The sequence below is a fragment of the Terriglobus sp. YAF25 genome, from assembly GCF_052113305.1.
Taxonomy (GTDB): Bacteria; Acidobacteriota; Terriglobia; order Terriglobales; family Acidobacteriaceae; genus Terriglobus.
Genome location: NZ_JBFRCY010000563.1, coordinates 1 through 3,132 on the forward strand (window position 1 = coordinate 1; position 3,132 = coordinate 3,132).

General features: G+C 57.6%; 4 protein-coding genes. 3 read left to right on the plus strand and 1 reads right to left on the minus strand.

Annotated features, from left to right (window positions below; genetic code table 11):
• Nucleotides 1-125: 125 nt before the first annotated feature.
• The 3 genes from AB4043_RS20110 (at nucleotide 126) to AB4043_RS20120 (ending at nucleotide 2,879) form a co-directional block, all read left to right on the plus strand.
• Nucleotides 126-548 (plus strand): GntR family transcriptional regulator, encoded by a 423-nt coding sequence (locus tag AB4043_RS20110; RefSeq protein ID WP_442302471.1) that lies wholly within the window; start codon nucleotides 126-128, stop codon nucleotides 546-548.
• On the plus strand, nucleotides 545-1,435 hold the full coding sequence (locus tag AB4043_RS20115; RefSeq protein WP_442302470.1) for a slipin family protein: 891 nt from the start codon (nucleotides 545-547) through the stop codon (nucleotides 1,433-1,435). The genes AB4043_RS20110 and AB4043_RS20115 overlap by 4 nt, the downstream gene beginning before the upstream one ends.
• A gap of 268 nt (nucleotides 1,436-1,703) precedes the next feature.
• Nucleotides 1,704-2,879 carry a putative sugar O-methyltransferase gene (locus AB4043_RS20120; RefSeq protein WP_442302469.1) on the plus strand — a complete coding sequence of 392 codons (1,176 nt, stop codon included), beginning with the start codon at nucleotides 1,704-1,706 and terminating at the stop codon, nucleotides 2,877-2,879.
• On the opposite strand, the gene AB4043_RS20125 is transcribed toward AB4043_RS20120, so the two are convergent.
• Nucleotides 2,880-3,132, minus strand: a 253-nt coding sequence (locus AB4043_RS20125) for a hypothetical protein (protein ID WP_442307893.1), incomplete at its 5' end; no start/stop codon positions are given.

Here is a 3,132-nt window from a genome sequence, read left to right on the forward strand (position 1 = left end):
CGGCAGTATCGATGACGCGAAGAACTTCTCATGTGCCGCTCCGCGCTGAGGAGGCAATTCCGACGGGCTGGCTCCAGTGCCAAATTATTGTTGACATGTACTAGTTAAGTAGTACATTTGTTGCCATGAAGTCCCGGTTAGAAAAACCGCGCCCGCCGTTCCGTTTTCGACTTGATGCGGTGAGCGGCGTCCCTGTTTACCGGCAGGTCATCGATCAGGTATGCGGTGCGCTGGCTACGGGTGCTCTGATCGCAGGCGATCAATTGCCCACCGTGCGTCAGCTCGCGGTCGATCTGGCAATCAATCCAAACACAGTCGTGCGTGCGTATCGTGAGCTTGAGCTGAGCGGGCTTATTGAGACGCAGCAGGGTTCAGGTACGTTCATTGGCGAAGGCCGGCTACGCAACGCCGACGCCGAGCGTGAGCGGCAGTTGAATCAGATCGTGGATGAAACGATCGCGCGTGCGGGCGCAAGTGGGTTTTCACTCGAGGAGCTGATTACAGCATTACGAGCAGCAAAAGAACGGGTTCGGAAGGAGAGATCATGACAGCCAGAACGGGCACCTATAGAGGAACAAACCAAGTCGCTTTGATGGCTTTTGGAGTATGTTGTGTCCTTGGAGTGATCGGAAGCAAAGTAACTCAAACACCTGTCCCGGCGGTGCTGGGAACCCTGGTGGGTCTTTATCTGCTCAACTCCATCAAGGTCGTGAAGCAATGGGAGAAGGTGGCGTTGCTTCGTTTTGGCCGCTACCGGCGTCTCCAGGGAGCCGGCATTTTCTTGATCATTCCTATCGTCGATACGTTGACCCCGTATGTGGATCAGAGGATTCGCCTTGCCAGTGTTACGGCCGAATCCACCCTGACCCGCGATACGGTCCCGGTGAATGTGGACGCGATTGTCTTCTGGATGGTCTGGAATGCGGAGAAGGCCATTCTTGAGGTCGAGAACTACTTTGATGCGATCTCGTTGAGCGCGCAGACAGCGTTACGTGAGTCGATCGGGCGCCATGAGCTGGCGCAACTGGTGGCCGATCGCGAGACGCTTGGCCGCGAGCTGCAGAAGATTCTGGATGAGAAGACGACTCCGTGGGGAATTACCGTGCAGTCGGTCGAAGTGCGAGATGTGCAGATTCCCGCAAGTCTGCAGGACGCGATGTCGCGGCAGGCACAGGCAGAACGGGAACGCCAGGCACGCATCATTCTGGGCCTCGCAGAGACGGAGATCTCCGACAAATTCGTCCAGGCTGCTGCAGCATACGAGGCAAATCCGGTCGCCCTGCATCTGCGTGCGATGAACATGCTGTATGAAGCGATCAAAGAACGTGGATCGATGGTAATCGTGCCCTCTTCCGCAGTGGAGACGATGGGTCTGGGAGGTATGCTCGCAACCACCGCTCTGAACAAAAACGGAGGATCCAACCAACTGGTCTGAGCCAGAGCATTTTCCCTGGAGGTGTAGTGCAGGGCTTCCATATCTATGCGCGTTTCCGCAATGAAAACGCCGCTGCACACCCCTTCCGGGATATCCAGCAACAGGGAAAGCTCTAAGTCGCCTCTACGGCTGCCAGCGTGAATACGAAACGCGATCCTGCATCTTCCGTGACAGGGAAAAGATAATTTGCTGATTTTCTGCTGACGTTCTTTGCGTAATCGTCGAGGATCATAAAAGCTTCCCGGCTACGTTGGTTCCAGGAAAGGTCATGCTGAAAACAAGGCATCTTCTTCATCCGTGGAAGACCATTCGAACCGTCCGGGACCTGCTGGCGGCCCACCGCGACCTGCAACGATTTGCGCAGGAAAGCGAACGCCGCTTTCGAGGAGATCCTCGGTACAGGCTTGATGATGTCTCGGCCGGATTCGCTCTCCATGCGATGGACGAAGAGCAGGACGACGATGATCTCCTTACACGAATCTGCGATGCCTATCTTCAAGCCGCGGAGATAGAGAAGACCGTTCCCGAGGCTTACCAGGCGACGCCATGGTGGCAGGAGGTTCGGCGCTCTGCTCTCGGCCCTGTGATGAGCGCTCTGAGAGAGCGCAACCTTCCGGCGTTACGCAGCTCGTATCGGAACTTCTACCGAGATGCGTGTTCCGTGGGGTTGGTGGGACGTCCGCTGAGTATCTCGCGCGCCTATCGCGATGGCCGCATGAAAGATACCCATCGTCGCTTTCTTCTTGGAGATGCGCTGCATCGTCTCGATTACTGGCAGAGAGCGACAGACCGTCGATTCCCCACGGAGGATCTCTCCGGGCCGATGGTGGGCAATCCCTTCGGTGTCGTGGTGGGCCAGACGCTTATCCGGTCAGCTACGGAGTACCAGCACTACTGCGCCCAGCGTCTCCGAGACATGCACGACGGATCGAGCGCAGTGATTGCCGAGATTGGTGGAGGCTATGGCGCGATGGCCCACTATCTGCTGCGCGACTGGCCCGGCGTTACGTATCTGGATTTCGACGTTCCGGAGAGCATCGCGCTGACCTCCTACTACCTGATGAAGTCGCTGCCGCAGCTTCGTTTTGTCCTGTATGGGGAGCAGCCCATAACGGCAGCGACCATCGCCGGAGCGGATGTCATCCTGATGCCTCCCTGGGTTCTGCGGGAGATGCCTCCCGGTTCTGCGGATACGGTCTTCACTTCGCACACGCTGTCCGACACGACGCCCGAAGCGACGGTGGTGTATCTGAACGATATCGGTCGCGTGGCGCGACGCCATTTCTTCTATATCGGCTCCGTGCGCGGAGCAGAAACCGTGATGGAAGCGATGCCACAGGGACAGAGCCTGTTGTCATTGCAGCAGAGTCTTCCCTCGGAATGGAATCTCCATCGTGTGCCCGATGCGCGGGAAGTGGAACGTATATATCGCGTAACGTCCTAGCTATCGCAGCCATGCGGAGAGATCCCGATCGATGAGGTCCTGCAGCCGCAAAATATCCTCGCGGTAGTAGCTAACCAATCGTGCACGATCTTCCGGCGGAAGCGTCGGCAGCACGTGCTCGCGCGGAGCCCGCTTCTTCCTGGCGGCCTCCAGCATGGTTTTCGGCAGGACCTGTTTGGCCAGGGCTTTAAGCTGCCGTAGTCGAAGTGTACGACTCAGCCCGGCAAAGCGCGGTACATGCGGGGTGGAGGGA